Origin of the sequence: Phascolarctobacterium faecium DSM 14760 (assembly GCF_003269275.1) — a bacterium.
Lineage (GTDB): Bacteria > Bacillota > Negativicutes > Acidaminococcales > Acidaminococcaceae > Phascolarctobacterium > Phascolarctobacterium faecium.
In genome coordinates this window covers 50,515-68,719 of sequence record NZ_QLTS01000011.1, presented here as the reverse complement: position 1 = coordinate 68,719, position 18,205 = coordinate 50,515, and the positions used below count along the sequence as shown (strand labels likewise).

Genomic DNA, 18,205 nt, shown 5'->3' with positions numbered 1-18,205 from the left:
ATGGCCATCGCTATGATGTAAATATTGGTCACTGCTACCAATAGATTAAGAAAAATATCTACCAGCTTTTTGCGGATCAGACTGAACAAGCCATAGACGTTGAACATAAAGAACATAATGATGACCAGGATCGGCAAAAATTCCAGATGGAAAGCTATCTTATCCGTTTGTTTATTCCCCAGCTCCAGCGCCATAGCAATGCTGGTAGCCAGATACAAACAAATTATGTCGCCTATGATCAAAACTATCTTGCGCAGCAAAGAACTGTAGTATCTCACTGAATTTCCTCTATTCATAACCATCTTTAAATTTGTATTTTATAGAAAATCAAAAACTTTTTATTTTAAAACATTTTATTATTTTATTTTACAGTCAAATATATATTATCTTATCACTTTTATTATAAAAAATCCACCGTTTATGTGTCCTATTCATCAAAACATCTTAAATTTAAAGCCAAGTATAGAAAACAAAAAGAGCAGTAACCTTTAAGGTTACTGCTCTTTTTACATTATTCGTATTTTATTTAAATTCCACTTTTAAATGCTGTCGTTCTACTAACCTTTGGAATTTATATTTCGGATAACCAACCATTAAAGCGCCTACTATTTTTTGCTTAGCCGGCACTTCTACCAAGTCAAGCAATGGTTTATATCCGGCTATACCACAGGTTTGAATAAATCCGGCAATAGTCGTTCCCATCCCGATAGTCGGTGCATAAAGCTCCGCATAAGCCCAAGACTGTTCTGCATTGCTAACACCAGTTGTATTTAATCTACGGGCCAATGCAAAAATCAACATCGGTGCGTTGCGGGCAATAATATCCTGACCACGCTCGCGATAAGCTCTCAATACAGTAGTAAAATATCTGCTGTTAGAACTTCCTTCTGAAATTTCCTGTTCCATCCACTGTGCTGTAGCCTCAGCAATAGCTCTGATTTTTTCCTTATCACTAATTACTATATAATACATTCCCTGTGAATTACCTGCTGTTGGCGCATAGCGGCATACTTCAAGCAGTTTACGTACATCTGACTCAGTTGGTGGCTGCGGTTTAAACATACGAACTGATCGACGCATCCGCAAAAAATTATATGCAGTTTCAGCATCTAAAACAGGCATCGGCAGTGGTAATTGTTCTTCTAGCGGCACATATTTATTATCCATAGCAGCCGTTGGGCAAATAGCAACACAATGGCCGCAGCTCATGCAGCCTCTATCAAAATTGCATTCAGGTCCAAGCTCTCCCATTGATAAAATACATGATGGACACGCCTCTACACAAATACCACATTTTATACATTTATCATAATCAACTTTCAGTAAGTCCATCTTCTTAGCACCTCAATCTTCGAAATGAATGAATTCCAATCCGCTGAAGTCAGTATAAAATTGTGCATTTTTAAAAGCTTTGGCACATAATTCTTTATCTTTATTAACAACACCGTCAGCATTGGCGATTCCCAAATAAGCACAAGCAGACTGTGCTGCAAAAGTTTGAGCATGTTCCAATAATGCCTGCTTATCAGAATCGGCAATAGTACCTTTATTGGGATAAACATCAGTAGCCACCAAAATAAAAATCAACTGCTCACCTTGCTTAGCCACTACATGTGGAATCTCACTTTTATTGGGTTGAGCAAATTCTATTTCAAAACCTTTTTCAGTAAGATGCTGCAGCAATACCTGCAATCCAAACTCATGAATTTCTTGAGTATTCATTAACTCAAATGCCATGAATCATTCTCCTTTGCTATATTATAGCTTTATTATATCATAAAAAAGCTATCTATCTCCAGCAATATTCTAAGTACTGTTATCCAACAAAATATTATCACAAACATTTAGATAACAAAATAAAAAGCCTGCTTTTTTAGCAGGCTCAATTTACTGGCTCCCCGAGTAGGACTCGAACCTACAACAACTCGGTTAACAGCCGAGTGCTCTACCGATTGAGCTATCGGGGAATAAGTCTTTCAACGAAGAATATTATATTACTCTACGATGTTATTGTCAACGTTTTTATTTAACGCGTCAGCTTGTAAATAAGCGCGTTACAAATAGCTGCAGCTACATTACTACCACCCTTACGGCCACGAGCAACTATATAAGGAATACCAGTTTTCATAATGATTTCTTTAGATTCCACAACATTGACAAACCCAACGGGAACACCAATAACAAGCTCAGGCTTAATCCTACCCTCTTTTACAAGTTCATCTAAGCGTACTAAAGCCGTAGGAGCGTTACCAACAGCAATAATTACAGGCCCCTCTACTTCACAAGCTTTTTCCATACAAGCAGCAGCACGTGTAGAACCAGCTTCTTTCGCTCTTTCTGCCACATCAGCATCTGCCATAAAGCAAACCGCTTTGCCGCCAAGCTTATTTAAACCAGGTTTATTTATCCCCACGCAAGCCATATTAGTATCAGTAACTATAGTAGCGCCCTTTTTCAGTGCTTCTAAAGCTTTCTCTACTACACCATTCGAAAAATGCAGCGTACGTGCATAATCAAAGTCAGCAGAGGTATGAATAACCCTTTTTACAATACTAACTTTCTCTGGATCAAGCTGGATCTCCCCCAATTCTTCAGCAATAATCTCCATACTGCGTTTTTCAATATCAGCCGGTAACACATTTTGTAATTCCATATTACTATCACCTTTCTTCAATTTATTTTTCAATTCCTACTCTTGCCGCTATACCATTATCAAAAGGATGCTTACGCTTACAAACCTCAGACACATAATCTGCTAAATCAAGTAAAGCTGAAGACGGGTTCCGTCCAGATAAAACAACCTCTAAACTCTGCGGCTTATTTTTCAGAAAATCAATTAATTGTCCTTCATCAAAAACACCTGTATTACAAGCACCTATAACTTCATCAAGAACCAATAATCGTACTTCTTCCTGTTCCAGTTTGGTCTTAATTCTAGCAAATAACCGCATATGCTCCCGCAGGACTTCCTGTTTCTCATCCGCAGTCATCTGAAAAGTAAATTTTTTAGTTTCTTTACCCCTTAAGACTTCAATATTTGAAAGCAATTCTAAAGATTTCAATTCTCCGGTAAGACGGCTTTTTAAAAATTGTACGAATAATACTTTATTGCCATGCCCCGCACAACGTATACTTAATCCTAGACAAGCAGTAGTTTTACCTTTCCCGTCCCCGCAATAGATATGAATTAACCCATGCTCCATCTTACACACCGGCTTCCAAAATCTCATAAATTTTTTTCATATCAATATTTTCACGTATACTATTTGCCAAAATATCATACTGCTGCTTTTTATAATCATTAAAATTAATAGTTTTAATATCGTCTGGCTTCATACCCTTTTTAGCAAGTAAAGCTTCCACCACAGATTTAGCAATACCTTCACCATCAAATACTCCATGCACATATGTACCATATACGTTCATAGTATCACTAACATTCTGAGATCCTTCTGGACTTATTTCACCTGCTTCGTGAATAGGTTTCATCAATGTCAACGATTTACCATCATCAAAATTAGTTATGCCGGAATGTATTTCATAACCATAAAAAGAGCGGCCGGTTAACGCGCTGAAAATACCTTTTACTTTGCCAAAATATCCATCTACCTGAATAGTGCGTTTTTTCTCAGCAAAAATGGTTTCAACATCCAAAAGACCTAATCCTGCAGTATCTCCGCCTTCTTCTACTCCATATGGATCCGAAAGATTCTTCCCCAACATTTGATAACCGCCGCAAATACCAAAAACCACTGTACCAGCATGAGCGCGTTTCATTATCTCTGCTTCCAATCCATTTTGACGCATCCATTTTAAATCACCAATAGTATTTTTTGTTCCCGGAATAACAATCATATCCGGATTTTTCAACTCTGAAACTGATTGCACATAACGCAGCGATACACCTGGTATAAGTTCAAAAACATTGAAATCAGTATAATTAGACATTCTTGGAATACGGATAACAGCAATATCTACTGCCTGTACTTCTGTATGTGTAGTTAACCGTTCTGATAAACTATCCTCATCTTCAATATCTACATGCAGCATTGGCAATACACCAACAACAGGCACCCCCGTTTTCTCTTCTATCATTTTCAAACCAGGACGCAATATCTCGACATCACCGCGAAATTTATTGACAATGATACCTTTAACCATCGCTCTTTCATCTTCCTCAAGCAACATTAAAGTTCCGTAAATAGAAGCAAAAACACCTCCTCTGTCTATATCGGCAACTAAAAGCACCGGTGCTTTTGCCATCTTTGCCATACCCATATTAACTATATCCTGTGATTTTAAATTGATTTCGGCTGGACTTCCAGCACCTTCGATAACAATCACATCACTACTTTCGGATAATTGACCATATGCTTTCATAATATCAGGGATCAAATTTGTTTTAAATTTGAAATATTCTGCAGCTGTCATAGTTCCAATAGCTTCACCATTAACAATAACCTGTGAGCCTGAATCACTGGTTGGTTTCAGCAAAATAGGGTTCATCAAGGCACTTGGTTCAATGTTGGCCGCTTCTGCCTGCACAACCTGCGCTCTTCCCATTTCTGCACCATTACGAGTAATAAATGAGTTCAATGCCATATTTTGAGATTTAAAAGGTACTACTTTATAACCATCTTGATTAAAAACACGGCATAAACCAGCTGTCACCAAACTTTTACCGGCATTAGACATTGTTCCTTGTACCATTATAGCTTTAGCCACGCATATCACTCGCTCTCATTAAAAATGTCAGGATATCCTGATAATTATTTATTTTTACTGGTATAGCAGCAGTATTGATTTGTGCAGCAACTACAGGAACTGCATTTTTATTATGTTTTCCATTAATAGAACTTGTTACATGATCACCACAAATAACAATGCGTAAAGGTTCCTGTATATTATTTATAATTTTCTCTAAAAACTCTTCGTCAATAGCACTTATAAACTCAGCTTTGCTCTGATAATCATATCTGTGTGCTGCTTCATCTGCACCGTTAAAATGCGTTAAGACAAAATCATGTTCTTTCAACATATTTAAGGTCGCTGTTGCCTTGGCAGCAATATCAGTATCTATATCCGCTGTCACTCCAGCGATTTTAGGAGCCGTCAAATGCAATCCTTTTGCAATGCCTCTGACAATTTCTGCTTCGCAAATTGCTGCACCTTTCAACCCATGCAAAGCTTGAAATCCAGGCAACGTTTTACGTTCTGAAGGCCCCCAGGGATAAAGCATATAACGAATGTCATCATGGTTAAAACGTTCCAGCCTTTTCGCTGTTCCTTCAATAAAATGCTTTAACAGCAAAGACTGCTGTTTTAATTCTCCTAAAAGTAGGTCAACATTCTTTCCCATACTCTCGTGAGGCGGAGAAATAACACAATTGTCCAAAATCCTTCTGTCTTTATCTAAAATCAACAGATTACGATACATAGACAAATGCATAAATTCTATGCCCTGCCAAAACTCATCGCATGCTTTAGCTGCTTCTGCCATGCTTTCTGCCGAAAGTCCCTGACCATTAAAAGATACCAGCGTATTATCTTTGTCTATTGAAACCAGGTTACAGCGTAATACCATCTCATATTCCGAAATATCCCTACCATGCGCCAACAATTCCAAATACGCTCTATTTGTTGGGAAATCCCGCTGCTGTACACCAAGCAAGCGCAAAATACAACTCAAACTTTCAGGAATGAAATCATTCTCACAAATGCTTACTTCACTGTATGTTCCCAGCTTAATAAGAGTATCGATATTTTTATGTTCAGCATATTGGAAAGGTGTCAATCCATTCAAAGCAGGAATATGATCATCACCTAAGCCATCAATAATTACCAATAATGAGCGCATTACGTCTAACTTCCTTTATCGCTTTAATTAAAGCCCGATTTGTATATCGTGTTTTTACTGCAATCCGATAATACGTTGGCCCCAAATTATGGTAATTATTACACTCTCTAATCAAAAAGCCATGCTTACGTAAAAGTTCTGCCAAATTTTCAGGTTTCTCCAATTTAAAAAATATATAATTGGCCTCAGAACCAAATGTTTTTGCTCCCAAGCCTTCCAATTGTGCAGTAAGATACTGCCGTTCAACACGAATCAACTCTTTGCTGGCCAGTAAGTAATTTTCTTCATCTAAAGCCGCAATACCAGCTGCTTGTGCCGGAATAGAAACATTCCAGTCCTGACCATTTTCATGCAGTCCTTTTATCAACGACACATCAGACGTCATGCAATAACCTAAACGTAAGCCTGGCATCGCATATGTTTTTGTAAATGCTTTCAATATAATAAGATTGTGATATTTATCTAGTTTCGAACATAGCGAATATGCTTTATCGCCATCCACAAAATCCATAAAGCATTCGTCTAATAGCAGCTTTGTACCTGTACGGCAGCATTTTTCCAATATCTCCAGCAATAAATCTTCATCTATTAATTTCCCAGTCGGATTATTAGGATTGCATATTACGACCAAGTCTACTCTGCTATTGATTTTTTTCAGCAGATCATATCCTGCAATAAAGTTTTTTTCTTCCTGCAATTCGTAATAAGTAAATTTACAATCAACTGTCCGCAAAGCTTTTTCATAATCAGCAAAAGTTGGAGCCAATAATACAGCACGGCCAGGCTTGACTGTTAAGGCAAGTTTAAATAAAACATCAGCAGCACCATTGCTTATGAAAAGATATTCTTTTTTTATATTCAAATATTTAGCTAATTTCTCTATTAGTTCCCTGCATAAAGGATCTGGATAATTAACGCAGTTTTTGATTGAATTCTTAATAGCCTCTTTTACAGATACAGGTAAACCTAATGGATTAACGTTTGCTGAATAATCAACAATATTTTTCCCTAAGCTGTTATTTTGCTCACTGTAAATATCTCCACCATGTACAGATTTATACATATTTTCCACCCTTTAGCTTTTAATAAAAAGCTCCAGTAAATAAATTAATGCAAAAACTAAAATACTTAAAACAGCTGTCATATACATCAAATTATTAGTCTGGACGATATCTTCCGGTTCAACTTGTCTGATATCATCACCAATAGTATCTTTAGGCACCCATTTTCCAAAATAAAAATGTCCGCCGCCTAACTGAATATGAAGAGCGCCAGCAGTTACTGATTCCGTCATTGCAGAATTAGGACTTAAATGATTGTAACGGTCACGTTTAAAAATCTTCCAGGCTTTTTTTGCATCCAAACTTAAAAGATAAGCTGCAACTATCATACATATTCCAGCAACACGCGCTGGAATATAATTAGCAAAATCATCTAATTTTGCCGCACAACGCCCAAAATATAAATATTTGTCATTTTTATAGCCAACCATGGAATCCATGGTATTTATTCCTTTATAAAGAAACGCAAGCGGAGCTCCGCCGATAAACATATACAGCATTGGAGCAATAATTCCATCTGCAGTATTTTCAGCAACAGTTTCAACTGCCCCTTTAGTCACTTCTGATTTTGTAAGTTCTTTAGTATCCCGTCCAACTATCCACGAAAGTTTCATTCTAGCATCTGTTAAATCATTATTTTTTAACGCAGTATAAACTTTCATACTTTCTTCACGTAAACAACGCGTTGCAAAAATTTGATAACACATAAAACTCTCTACAGCAAAAGCCAACCACGGATTGATTTTTTCTGCCAAAGCCAATACTAAAAATGGAACACAAAACGAAAAAGCAAGCACTAATATTACTAATACAGCGCCTCCTACCAATAAGCCACGCGAGCTTTTTCCAAAAATACTGCGTAGCAGCTTTTCTAAAAAGCTTATCAAATTTCCAATTAAACAAATCGGATGAGGCAGCCAACGCGGGTCGCCAATCAGCAGGTCTAAAATAAAGCCCGCTATAATGGCAAATAAAAGCATCATAATCCAATTCCCCTTAAATAAATACTAACAGCTAAAACCATCAGTAGATCAATCCCGTTTTTTTGCAAATTCATCACAGGCACGAATAAAATTTCGTGCAAAATTTATATTTCCCCATAAGTGAATGTGTGGATAGCCAGCATACAGAACTTTATTAGCATGACTACAACTCCATTCAGAAATTCCTGAAGCTTTCAAGGCTAAAAAATCATGCCCATTATTATTACTGTCGGAATAATGAAACTCATGTCCATTTATTTTCTCACCGATTTTGCAAAAAACATTATCACTTTCAGCAGTCAATGTTATATACCCAAAGCGGTTAAGCTTTGCCGTCATAAAGGTTTCTCCGCTTATTGCACCTGTCCACTCATAAATCTCTCCCGAAGCTGCTTGAAAACGCTCCAAAAGATACATGAATCCACCGCATTCAGCAAAACAAGGCTTACCTATTTTTAGAGCAGTTTTAATGCTTGTACGCATTGATATATTCTCTGCCAGCTCTTTTGCATAAAGCTCAGGATAACCTCCTCCTAAAATTATTCCATCACATTCTGGCAATTCTTTATCAACAAGAGGACTAAACGTTATTAGTTCGGCACCAAACTCCTGCAATAAATCTAGAGCGTCCTGATAATAAAAACAAAAAGCTTTATCCTGTGCTATTGCTATTTTTACTTTAGCTACACTTGCAACAGGCTGTTCTTCATAAACAAGATCCTCAGCACTGTTTGCAATACCCAGCAATTCATCAAAATCAATAGTCTTAGCTGCCTGTTCTGCTAATCTGCTGATAATTTCCTGCAAATCACCAATTTCTTCTGCGGTTACCAATCCCAAATGTCTGCTTTCAAAATTGCAATCATCCATATGAGGCAAATAACCGACTAATTTAACACCTGTTTCCAACTCAATTACTTCTTTATAAAACTTATAGCTCATAGCAGTGACATTATTAAGTATTGCGCCTCGTACATTCGCGTCAGGTCTGAATTCTTTAAAACCTTTTATTAAAGCTGCCAAAGACAAAGCTGCACCTTTTCCATTGATGACTAAAATAACCGGCGTTTTAGTTACACGAGCTAAATCATAAGCACTGCACTGCTCTGTTTTACCCATACCATCATAAAATCCCATAGCGCCTTCAAGTACGGCTATATCACAATCACAAGCATTTTTTGCCAGCAAATACTTTGTTGTTTCCCTGCCTAACATAAATAAATCCAAATTACGTGACTTAGCACCAATTACGCGCGAATGAAACATTGGATCTATATAGTCGGGACCAGATTTAAAGGCGGCTACTTTGTACTCCTGATCAAGCAAAGCTTTCAGCAAGGCACATACTACAGTAGTTTTTCCACTGCCACTATTTGGGGCAGCAATCATGAAACGAGGCAAAAACATTTCAGACATTTTACTCACCCTTTTTCAACGCAGTCATTATATAAACAGGGTTTTGGGCCATCATCAAATTATATGCCCCTAGTTTTTTACCACGGGCGGCAAAAACATTAACAATCTCTAAATCATACTCTGAACGGGTTTTATAATATTCAACAACTTCTATTAGTGTTTCTAGTGTAATTGCATTGATAACAACCCGGCAGTCAGAATTCTTTGTATAAATAATATCAAGCATTTTGCATAAGTTACCACCGCTGCCGCCAATAAATACGCAGTCAGGAGCAGGCATATCAACAATTTGTTCCGAAGCTTCTCCGGCAACAATATCCAAATTATTAACAGCAAATAACGCTTTGTTTTTCTCAAGTAATTCCAATGCCAAAGGGTTGCGTTCAAATGCCCATACACGTCCAGCTTGAGCCTGCAATGCCAATTCTATCGAACAAGAACCTGTTCCCGCACCAATATCGTAAATATTATCTGTTACTTTTGGCATCAATTTGGAAATTGAAACAGACCTCACCTCTTGTTTCGTCATTGGAACTTTACTGCGAATAAAAAGATCATCATTTAAACCATGGACAGTGTATTTAAAGTCATTAACATGTTCATTCAAAATCATCATCACAGACAAAGAAGGAAACTCCAATTTACTGATTTCCGACGCCGTACCATAAGTGATTTTTTCTTCTGGATAAGAAAGGTTTTCACCAACATATACCTTTACATCTGCCATACCATGATCACAAAGTTTCAGGCATAGTTGATTAGGAGAATGCTCGCCTCCGGTAAGTGAAAATACTTTACTGTTTTGCGCTACTGCAGCAATTAGATTTTGATTTCTGCCATGCATACTGACAATTTTAGCATCATCCCAAGCTATATTTAATTGTTGAGAAAAATAGACCAAGCTGCTGATGCCACAATATCTGCGGCATTCACAATCAGCAAGCTTACCAGTAATCGTCTTGGCTAAACTGAAAAAGCCTACATCACCAGAGACTAACACTGCTACAACATCTTTTTCAGCATCAGCTTTTTGACATATTTCAGTAATTTCTGATGATTTTATGGTGTCAAAAAGACGCTTCCCTGCTCCAAAAGCAGCAAGCATCCTTTTATCGCCTATCAAAATATTACTTTCTTCAATAGCCTGGCGAGCCTGATTTGTTAAAAGCTCTGGATTACCTGGCCCAATGCCGACGATATTTACACGTAACATATTAAATCTCCTTTTATATTTTTTACTTACAACTACCATATCGGTCTTTAAGTAATTTTACTATCTCACTATAACCAGTTCCAAGCTCTTCGCCATTGCGGGCAATGACTATTAATTTAGCACCTGCTTTTGCAGCCGCCTGCGCCTTCTCCTCAAAACCGCCAACGCTGCCGGAATCTTTTGTAACTAAATATCTGCTGTTATACCTTTTCATCATCTCTATATTAAGCAATTCAGAAAAGGGCCCCTGCATACAAATGATATTAGCTGGCTTATAACCAAGCTCTAACGCTTTACTTAAAGAATCCAGCATAGGCAAAACTCTTAGCGCAATACGCTCTTTATAATCAGGAACAGAAGTAAACTCCTGCAATGTTTTACTGCCTGTAGTCAGAAAGATATTACCTTCCGTATGGCTCAATAACTCAACAGCTTCATTAAAATCTTGGACTATAATACAGTTTTTATGTTCTTCAGCAGCTGGTCTTACCAATCTCAAATATTCACAGCCAGTTTCTTTACAGGCCTTTTGTACTGTTGACGTAACTATCGTAGCATATGGATGAGTTGCATCAATCACACAATCCGGTTTATTTACTGTAATAAAATTCCGCATTGCAGCCAAATCCATACGCTCTACCATTACATGAAGATTAGTTTGTGCTTCAATCAGACTTGCACCATAATCAGTTGCCACAGAAACATAAAGGATTATATCAAGTTCAGCCATAAACTTAATCAGATTACGACTTTCACTGGTTCCGCCAATCAACCAAACTACCGGTTTCATTACAGTTTATAACCTCTAGGAGTTACTAATTTACCATTAATAACTTCTGTTTGCGAATTGCCGATGATAACAGTAGAAAACATATCTACTTCTTTATCACGTAATTCCTGTAAAGTAGTGATTTCATAATTTTCACCATCACGCCCAATGTTGCGTACAATGCCTGCAGGAACATCAGGACGTTGATTTTTCAGCATGATATCACAAGCTTTCTGTAGATAATCATGACGTTTAAAACTGGATGGATTGTATAAACAAATACAGAAATCTGCCTGTGAAGCACAATCTAAGCGCTTTTCAATTTTTTCCCATGGAGTAAGCAGATCGCTTAAAGAAATCAGGCAAAAATCACTGATAAGCGGAGCTCCTAAAACAGCAGCGCCTGAACAAGCAGCTGTAATACCAGGAACAACTTCAATTTCCAATTCTGGATGTTCTGCTGCTACTTGATACATAATCCCTGCCATGCCATAAACCCCGGCATCACCACTGGAAATCATCGCTACGGTTTTGCCTTTTAATGCTTCTTCTATAGCAAGCTTGCAACGATCTACCTCTTTACGCATACCAGTAGTAAAAAATTCCTTGCCTGTAAAATCATTTTTAATAAGATCGATATATACATGATAACCTGCAATAACATCACAACTTTCCAAAGCAGCTTTAGCTCTTTGGGTCATTTGTTCGATACCACCTGGTCCAAGACCGACAACATAAACTTTTTGCGTCATATTAATTCTCCTTCAAATATACATTCAAGATAATTTTTCAAAGTCAAGTACAATATCGGCTTCAGCAACAGCTAAGGTTACTCCATTCAAACTGCATTTTGATGAAATTATACTGCCGTTATTGGCCGCCAATACTGCTGAACGCTCGCAAACATTACTTACGCCTACAACTGATTTCACAAAATCAGAACTACTGAATTCACCTGCTGCATTTTGTAATTCTTCAGCAGTAAAAAAACTAATTTCCCAATTATATTTAGCTGCGAAATTCAACAGGCCAGCCTCATCTTTTTTTAAATCAACAGATGCCACACCAACGATAGTACGTAAGTCTATGCCAAGTTCTTTCAGTTTCGGTAAAACTAAAGTTTCTATACTTTCTAACGTTGTTCCGCGACGACAGCCGATTCCCAAATAAATATTTCTGGGCCAAAGCTGAACCGTTAAATCAAAAGGATTCACATTTCTATTTTTTGTAATAGCCAAACCTGTAATCCCTTTGTCTTTAAGAACAATCTGGCGTGGTAAGGCACTAATAATTGGATAATCGGTAAAAAGTCCAACTTCCTGTCCATCTACTAACGCAGCGGCAAAATCTTTCGCTGCTTTCATGCTGTTAATAATCATATTATTGCGTGCCGCCCACTCGTCTACAGCAAAAAGCTTATTCACATCTGTAGCTGTAGTAACTACGGGAGTAGCTTTTATTACTTTCGCTAAGACTTTTGCAAATCCATTAGCACCGCCGATATGACCTGATAATAATGGTATAACGAAGTTTCCGCCTTCGTCTACAGACAATACAGCAGGATCAACTAATTTATTCTTTATATATGGAGCTATCGTCCTCACTGCAATTCCTACCGCTCCAACAAATACAATCAGCTGGCACTCCTTAAACGCATACTCACAAGCTTTATTATGATCGTCCATCGCTTCCAAAAATATTTTTTCTTCAGCAAATTTTGGCATAGTTAAACATCGCACTTCAAAATCAAACTTTTGCAGTGCTTCACCAATATTTATACTTAGCATTGCTCCACGTCTGGTAAAGGAGTATACTACAGCCTTCATTTTATTTTACCTCTGGCTTTAAATCCAATTTGCTGGGATCAGCAGCACGATATCCATGTGCAAAAGTAGGATTATAGAGTTCGCTGCGGTCATAAATATTGCCTAAAAAGTTTCCTACTGTAATCAAAGCTGTTTTAGTAATATTATGTTCTTTCGCAGTTTCTGCCAAAGTTCCTACTGTGCAACGGCATACTTTCTCATCAGGCCATGAGGCTTTATAAACAATAGCAGCCGGAGTATCAGCAGTGTAGCCGCCTGCAATCAATTCCTTCTGCAATTTTTCTAACATACCGCTGGAAAGAAAAATAACCATTGTTGCTTTATGAGCTGCATAATCAGCGATTTTTTGCTTATTAGGTACCGGTGTACGTCCTTCCATACGGGTAATAATAACAGATTGACTAACATTAGGCAAAGTATACTCTGCATCTAAACAGGCAGCCGCCGCACAGAAAGAACTTACACCCGGAACAATTTCAAAATCAAGATTATAACTGCGCAAAAGATCTATCTGTTCACGATGAGCACCATAAACACTTGGGTCACCAGTATGCAAACGCACAACCAATTTACCGGCCTGTGCTGCCGGAACCATAGCTGCAATGACCTCTTCCAAAGTCATTTTAGCACTGTCCATAATAATGCATTCCGGTTTTGCATAGTTCAAAAGCTCCGGATTAACCAATGAACCGGCATAAATAATAAGATCAGCCTTTTCCAAAAGTTCTTTACCTTTAACAGTAATTAAATCAGCGGCACCAGGCCCTGCACCAATAAAATAAATCATTATTTGTCAAACTCCTTTTCTTTAACCAAGATTACAGAAAAATAGCTGCTGTTAGGATCAATCTCATTAAGATCACGGTACACTTTTTCTCCCGGTAAACCACAGCGTTCAACCATGGCTGCATTCTTAATCAACCCGCGTTCTTTTAATTCGTCACGTACTCTGGCAATTTCACTGGCAGATTTCATTAATACCTTATTACCAGGTCCATCAAGAAATTTAGATGCTTCTTTATAACTGCCAGGCAGCACAATAAGCGGTTCTGCCCTTTCACATAAAGACACATTCAGCTTTGCCGCGACAGCACAAATAGAAGTTACACCTGCAACCAATTCGGCATCATAGCCAGCTTTTAAAACAAGCTTATGCACATAAATGCAGGTTGCGTATACTGTAGGACAACCAAGAGTAATGAAAACAACATTTTTGCCTTCATCAAGCAATTTTATTACAGCATCGGCGCCCTCCTGATGAGCTTTATCCATTACTACCATATCTTTTGTCATCGGCATATAAATAATAAGCTGTTCTTTTTTATCAAGATCAACTACCTGATTGACAATATTTTTAGCAGTCATGACATCGGTATCACCTTTAGGCAAAGCAACAACGTCACATTCTTTGAGCAGACGCACTGCTTTTAAAGTCAATAATTCCGGGTCCCCCGGTCCGATACCTACACTGTACAATTTACCTCTCATGTTTTTCATCCTTCCTGTTTGTCCTTTAAATGTAATTTAATTAGTTCGTCAGCAGCTGCTGTTTTTCCTAAAATACCATATACGTTAGAAAACATCAGTGCTGCCGTTTTTATTTTACCATGCACGCGATGCTGCATGTAAAAATCAATACGTTCAGTAACACCACTTATTACTTCTTCAAAAATACCTTCACGCTGCAAAATCTTCACTACTTCATCTGTAGTCGGACAATCGATAATTTCTTTACCAACTTCCACTTTAGCACCGGTAAGCAGTGCCAAAAGAGCCATTAACTCTGTGCGGCAATCAGCATATTTTGAATGGGTATTCATCACACCTTGCCCTAGTTTTACCAGCTTTCCTGAATGGCCTATTAACAGCAAGGTCTCAAAACCCTTATAAACCGCATAATCTAAAAGTTCCCCAACAAAATTACTGCAGGTCACGGCATCATCAATATTAAGTCCCAGTACATCACGAGTAAAGTCTTCTCCATAATTGCCAAAAAACACCAGCAAATTTTTATTTCCAGACGCTGCCTGTGTATCAATTTCCACATACATTGTTTCTATCAAAGCTTTTTCACTCATTGGTTCAACAATTCCACTGGTTCCTAAAATAGAAATGCCACCTAAAATACCTAAACGTGGATTGAAAGTTTTCTTGGCAATTTCAACGCCTTCAGGAGCTGAAATAGTAACTTTTAACCCTTGTTCATATCCTGCAGACTTCATTACTTTTTCAAGTTCGTAAACAATCATTTTCCGAGGTGTCGGATTAATGGCAGGTCCATCAACATTACAGGCCAATCCTGGTTTAGTTACATAGCCAATGCCAATACCGCCTAATAAATTTATCCCCTTTTCTGCTGTTTTTTCTACAGTAGCATAAATCAATATCCCATTCGTATCATCAGGATCATCGCCACTGTCCTTACGAATAGCGCATGTTACGCTCATTTCAGTAATAACAGCATCTTCTGGTTCCAAATTAAGTATAATACCTTTTGGGGTATCTATCTGAACAAAATCAACACGTTTACCTGTCAGAAGCATCATTGCAGCAGCCTTGGAGGCTGCAGTCGCACAACTTCCAGTTGTATAACCACAACGCAAACGTTTCCCTTGAGAAATCTGATATTCTTCCATGCGTCAACCTCTTCCTGAACAAACATCTTGCTAAAGACATTCTGCCACCTAGTATTTTTTACTAATAATTAGAAAAGACTCCTGCCGTTTCCGACAGAAGTCACAAAGATACAAGCGCATACTTATCCTTAAAAGATACAGCTCTCTTGCCATCTCCATCACTCGTGGATACAGCTTTCACACATAGGCAGGCACCTGACTTAAACGCCTCAGCGTTATTACAGTGGCGGGACCGTGTCGGATTTACACCGATCTTGCCATTTACGCCCTCACGGGCACCTAATAATATCAAATTACCGTATCATTATAGCATAAAATTCAGAAAAAACCAATGGAGATTCTTATTAAGTTTTAAATTGATCTTAGCCTAAAAGTAATAGGAACATATGTATAGCAACGTATTTTTTGTCCAACACCATTTTTAGCACCGCTAAAACGCCAGCCATAGCATGCATCAACAGCAGCAGCATCTAAAGCAGCATTACCAGAAGATTCTGCGACAATGACAGATTCAACTTCACCATCGTAGCCTACCAAAATGCGCACTGTCGTCGTTCCTTCAATGCTGGCACTTCTGGCGCTGCTTGGATAGCTAGGTTGACGACTTTTTAACAAACGCGGAGGAATAGCAGGGTTTGCCGAAGGATCACCGCCAGCATAGCCGCCACCCTCTCCAGTACCCATTCCAGAACCTGTTCCGTCACCTATACCAGTACCCATTCCAGCACCATGTCCGCCGCCTGTTCCAGTTCCACTGCCAGAACCACTGCCACTTCCATATCCACTGCCTTGGCCAGTACCATAACCACCACCACTGCCAGTATTTTCTTTCACATCAGCACCGGCAATATTTTTACTTTGGGTCTGTAATTCCTCAGATACATTTTCATTGACTTGATTATTCTGCTGTTGTTGATACACTTGCTCCTGACGAGTAGTTTTTTCAATTATATCGTCAGTATTTATTTGGCCGGATTTTTTTATCTGCTGTTGTGGCTGCGAAGCACTATGCTGTTTATTTTGCAATGCATTCGCTTTCGCTGCTGCCAAATCTGCTTCTGTAGCATCGACTGGCTTCATACCGCTGCCGCCTCCTCCGCCGCCTCCTCCGCCACCGCCAAAAACTGCTATTTCGACGATCTTATCATCAACATGATTAGCAGCGAATAGACCGGCAAACGCCAAAACAAGAAATACAAATAAATGAAATCCTAATGAGCCAATAAAACCTATTTGGAACCTCTTTTTAGAGTCATCCATCATTCACCAGCTCCTACATCCGTTGCTAAACCAAACCTTTGAACTCCTGCACCTTTTAATCTATCCAGCAAAGTTATGACTTTACCATAATCTGCATCTTTGTCTGCCCTAATAACGATTGAAAAACGCGGATTGTTTTTCTGTTCCATTTTTGCCTGCATAGTTAAACTGGCAATGTCAGTCTGTTTATCACCAAGCCAAATGCTACCGTCCTTTTTTACAGAAACGGCAAAGGTTGTCTGAGTGTCAACTGCCGAAAATTCCGCTTTAGGCAACTTTATAGGAATTGTTTTTAAATCAACCATATACATCGTACTAAGCATAAAAAACACCAGCAGAAAAAACATAATATCGATCATTGGTATTATCATTAGCTCAGGTTGTTTAAGGCTTCTGCTATCACGCAGTTTCATTAGATGTCACCTCTGCTTTCAGCCTCCAGCAAAGCCGAAAAGCATTGTTCCATATTAGTTATGGAAGTATCCAGACGCTGCGCAAAATAAGAATGTGCACATAATGCTAAAATGGCCACACATAAACCGCTGGCAGTTGCAATTAAGGCTTCACCAATGCCACCCGTAATTGCCATTGGTTGTCCTTCCTGCAGATTAAAAATACTGAAAGAACCAATCATACCAATAATAGTACCTAATAATCCAAGTAAAGGAGACATTGTAACGATAACACCAAGATAATGCAGGCGGTTACGCAATTTAGCTATAACAAGCCCAGCTTGAGATTCCATATAGGCAGAGTGCCTTGTACAGTCGCCAGACAAAACCATAGTCTCACGAATAATACGTGCGCACTCACCAGCAGACGCTGACGCCAATTGTTCAGCACCTACTACATCACCTTTACTGATTAAAGTACAAAATTCCTGCGTAAATAACGAACCAGAATCAGCAGTTTTATAATACAAATACCGCTCTATAGCTATCGTAACAACTATTATTGAACACAATAACAGTGGCCACATTACCAGCCCGCCTTTATGAAAATACTCAACAGCTTCCTTAATTGATTCCATCAAAAATGCCTCCTAAAATTTTTATATTATTAATAATACCAAATTTGATCGAGTTTGCCAATGCTAACTTACTAAACGAATTAAAATTTTACATTTTATTAAAAAATAAAAACCTTTCCGCAAAACAGAAAGGTTATACCTACTTCATACTACC

20 protein-coding genes, 1 tRNA gene and 1 riboswitch are annotated in these 18,205 nt (G+C 38.2%); all 21 genes read right to left on the bottom strand.

What is annotated here, in order from left to right; translation table 11 throughout:
* Positions 1-278: hypothetical protein (locus C8D73_RS10360; protein ID WP_211305812.1), on the bottom strand; the 278-nt coding region annotated here is incomplete at its 3' end.
* Positions 279-522: 244 nt separating this feature from the next.
* Complete coding sequence (locus tag C8D73_RS10355; RefSeq protein WP_113078151.1) at positions 523-1,332, bottom strand: nitroreductase family protein; 810 nt, start codon at positions 1,330-1,332, stop codon at positions 523-525.
* A gap of 12 nt (positions 1,333-1,344) precedes the next feature.
* Positions 1,345-1,737: a hypothetical protein gene (locus tag C8D73_RS10350; RefSeq protein WP_113078150.1), complete on the bottom strand. Its 393-nt coding sequence runs from the start codon at positions 1,735-1,737 to the stop codon at positions 1,345-1,347.
* Between the two features lie 154 nt (positions 1,738-1,891).
* A tRNA-Asn gene (locus tag C8D73_RS10345) sits at positions 1,892-1,967 on the bottom strand.
* Between the two features lie 59 nt (positions 1,968-2,026).
* Positions 2,027-2,653, bottom strand: coding sequence for a precorrin-8X methylmutase (locus tag C8D73_RS10340; protein ID WP_021718579.1), 627 nt, complete (start codon positions 2,651-2,653; stop codon positions 2,027-2,029).
* 22 nt (positions 2,654-2,675) lie between these two features.
* On the bottom strand, positions 2,676-3,203 hold the full coding sequence (locus C8D73_RS10335) for a cob(I)yrinic acid a,c-diamide adenosyltransferase (protein WP_113078149.1): 528 nt from the start codon (positions 3,201-3,203) through the stop codon (positions 2,676-2,678).
* Between the two features lies 1 nt (position 3,204).
* Complete coding sequence (locus tag C8D73_RS10330; RefSeq protein WP_113078148.1) at positions 3,205-4,725, bottom strand: cobyric acid synthase; 1,521 nt, start codon at positions 4,723-4,725, stop codon at positions 3,205-3,207.
* On the bottom strand, positions 4,718-5,845 hold the full coding sequence (locus C8D73_RS10325) for an alkaline phosphatase family protein (RefSeq protein WP_170123209.1): 1,128 nt from the start codon (positions 5,843-5,845) through the stop codon (positions 4,718-4,720). Before C8D73_RS10325 ends, C8D73_RS10330 begins: the two co-directional genes overlap by 8 nt.
* Positions 5,832-6,920, bottom strand: a complete 1,089-nt coding sequence (locus C8D73_RS10320) for a pyridoxal phosphate-dependent aminotransferase (RefSeq protein ID WP_113078146.1) — start codon at positions 6,918-6,920, stop codon at positions 5,832-5,834. The genes C8D73_RS10325 and C8D73_RS10320 overlap by 14 nt, the downstream gene beginning before the upstream one ends.
* A 12-nt stretch (positions 6,921-6,932) precedes the next feature.
* Positions 6,933-7,901 carry an adenosylcobinamide-phosphate synthase CbiB gene (gene cbiB / locus C8D73_RS10315; protein WP_021718584.1) on the bottom strand — a complete coding sequence of 323 codons (969 nt, stop codon included), beginning with the start codon at positions 7,899-7,901 and terminating at the stop codon, positions 6,933-6,935.
* Between the two features lie 48 nt (positions 7,902-7,949).
* The gene (locus C8D73_RS10310; protein ID WP_021718585.1) at positions 7,950-9,317 is read right to left on the bottom strand and encodes a cobyrinic acid a,c-diamide synthase CobB; all 1,368 of its coding nucleotides are present in this window, start codon (positions 9,315-9,317) and stop codon (positions 7,950-7,952) included.
* A gap of 1 nt (position 9,318) precedes the next feature.
* Positions 9,319-10,530, bottom strand: a complete 1,212-nt coding sequence (gene cbiE, locus C8D73_RS10305; RefSeq protein WP_113078145.1) for a precorrin-6y C5,15-methyltransferase (decarboxylating) subunit CbiE — start codon at positions 10,528-10,530, stop codon at positions 9,319-9,321.
* Positions 10,531-10,552: 22 nt separating this feature from the next.
* Entirely contained in the window at positions 10,553-11,320 is a 768-nt protein-coding gene (gene cobK, locus C8D73_RS10300; protein ID WP_021718587.1) for a precorrin-6A reductase, read from the bottom strand.
* On the bottom strand, positions 11,320-12,051 hold the full coding sequence (gene cobJ, locus C8D73_RS10295; RefSeq protein WP_113078144.1) for a precorrin-3B C(17)-methyltransferase: 732 nt from the start codon (positions 12,049-12,051) through the stop codon (positions 11,320-11,322). Before cobJ ends, cobK begins: the two co-directional genes overlap by 1 nt.
* Before the next feature lie 24 nt (positions 12,052-12,075).
* Entirely contained in the window at positions 12,076-13,125 is a 1,050-nt protein-coding gene (locus C8D73_RS10290) for a cobalt-precorrin 5A hydrolase (protein ID WP_113078143.1), read from the bottom strand.
* 1 nt (position 13,126) lies between these two features.
* Positions 13,127-13,912: a precorrin-4 C(11)-methyltransferase gene (gene cobM, locus C8D73_RS10285; protein WP_021718590.1), complete on the bottom strand. Its 786-nt coding sequence runs from the start codon at positions 13,910-13,912 to the stop codon at positions 13,127-13,129.
* The gene (cobI, locus tag C8D73_RS10280) at positions 13,912-14,613 is read right to left on the bottom strand and encodes a precorrin-2 C(20)-methyltransferase (protein ID WP_113078142.1); all 702 of its coding nucleotides are present in this window, start codon (positions 14,611-14,613) and stop codon (positions 13,912-13,914) included. The genes cobM and cobI overlap by 1 nt, the downstream gene beginning before the upstream one ends.
* Positions 14,614-14,618: 5 nt before the next feature.
* Positions 14,619-15,761: a cobalt-precorrin-5B (C(1))-methyltransferase CbiD gene (gene cbiD, locus C8D73_RS10275; RefSeq protein WP_113078141.1), complete on the bottom strand. Its 1,143-nt coding sequence runs from the start codon at positions 15,759-15,761 to the stop codon at positions 14,619-14,621.
* Between the two features lie 169 nt (positions 15,762-15,930).
* Positions 15,931-16,059: riboswitch (cobalamin riboswitch) on the bottom strand.
* Positions 16,060-16,112: 53 nt separating this feature from the next.
* Positions 16,113-17,024 carry an energy transducer TonB gene (locus tag C8D73_RS10270; protein ID WP_113078140.1) on the bottom strand — a complete coding sequence of 304 codons (912 nt, stop codon included), beginning with the start codon at positions 17,022-17,024 and terminating at the stop codon, positions 16,113-16,115.
* Entirely contained in the window at positions 17,021-17,434 is a 414-nt protein-coding gene (locus tag C8D73_RS10265; RefSeq protein ID WP_021718594.1) for an ExbD/TolR family protein, read from the bottom strand. Before C8D73_RS10265 ends, C8D73_RS10270 begins: the two co-directional genes overlap by 4 nt.
* Positions 17,434-18,051 carry a MotA/TolQ/ExbB proton channel family protein gene (locus C8D73_RS10260; RefSeq protein WP_021718595.1) on the bottom strand — a complete coding sequence of 206 codons (618 nt, stop codon included), beginning with the start codon at positions 18,049-18,051 and terminating at the stop codon, positions 17,434-17,436. The genes C8D73_RS10265 and C8D73_RS10260 overlap by 1 nt, the downstream gene beginning before the upstream one ends.
* Positions 18,052-18,205 lie beyond the last annotated feature (154 nt).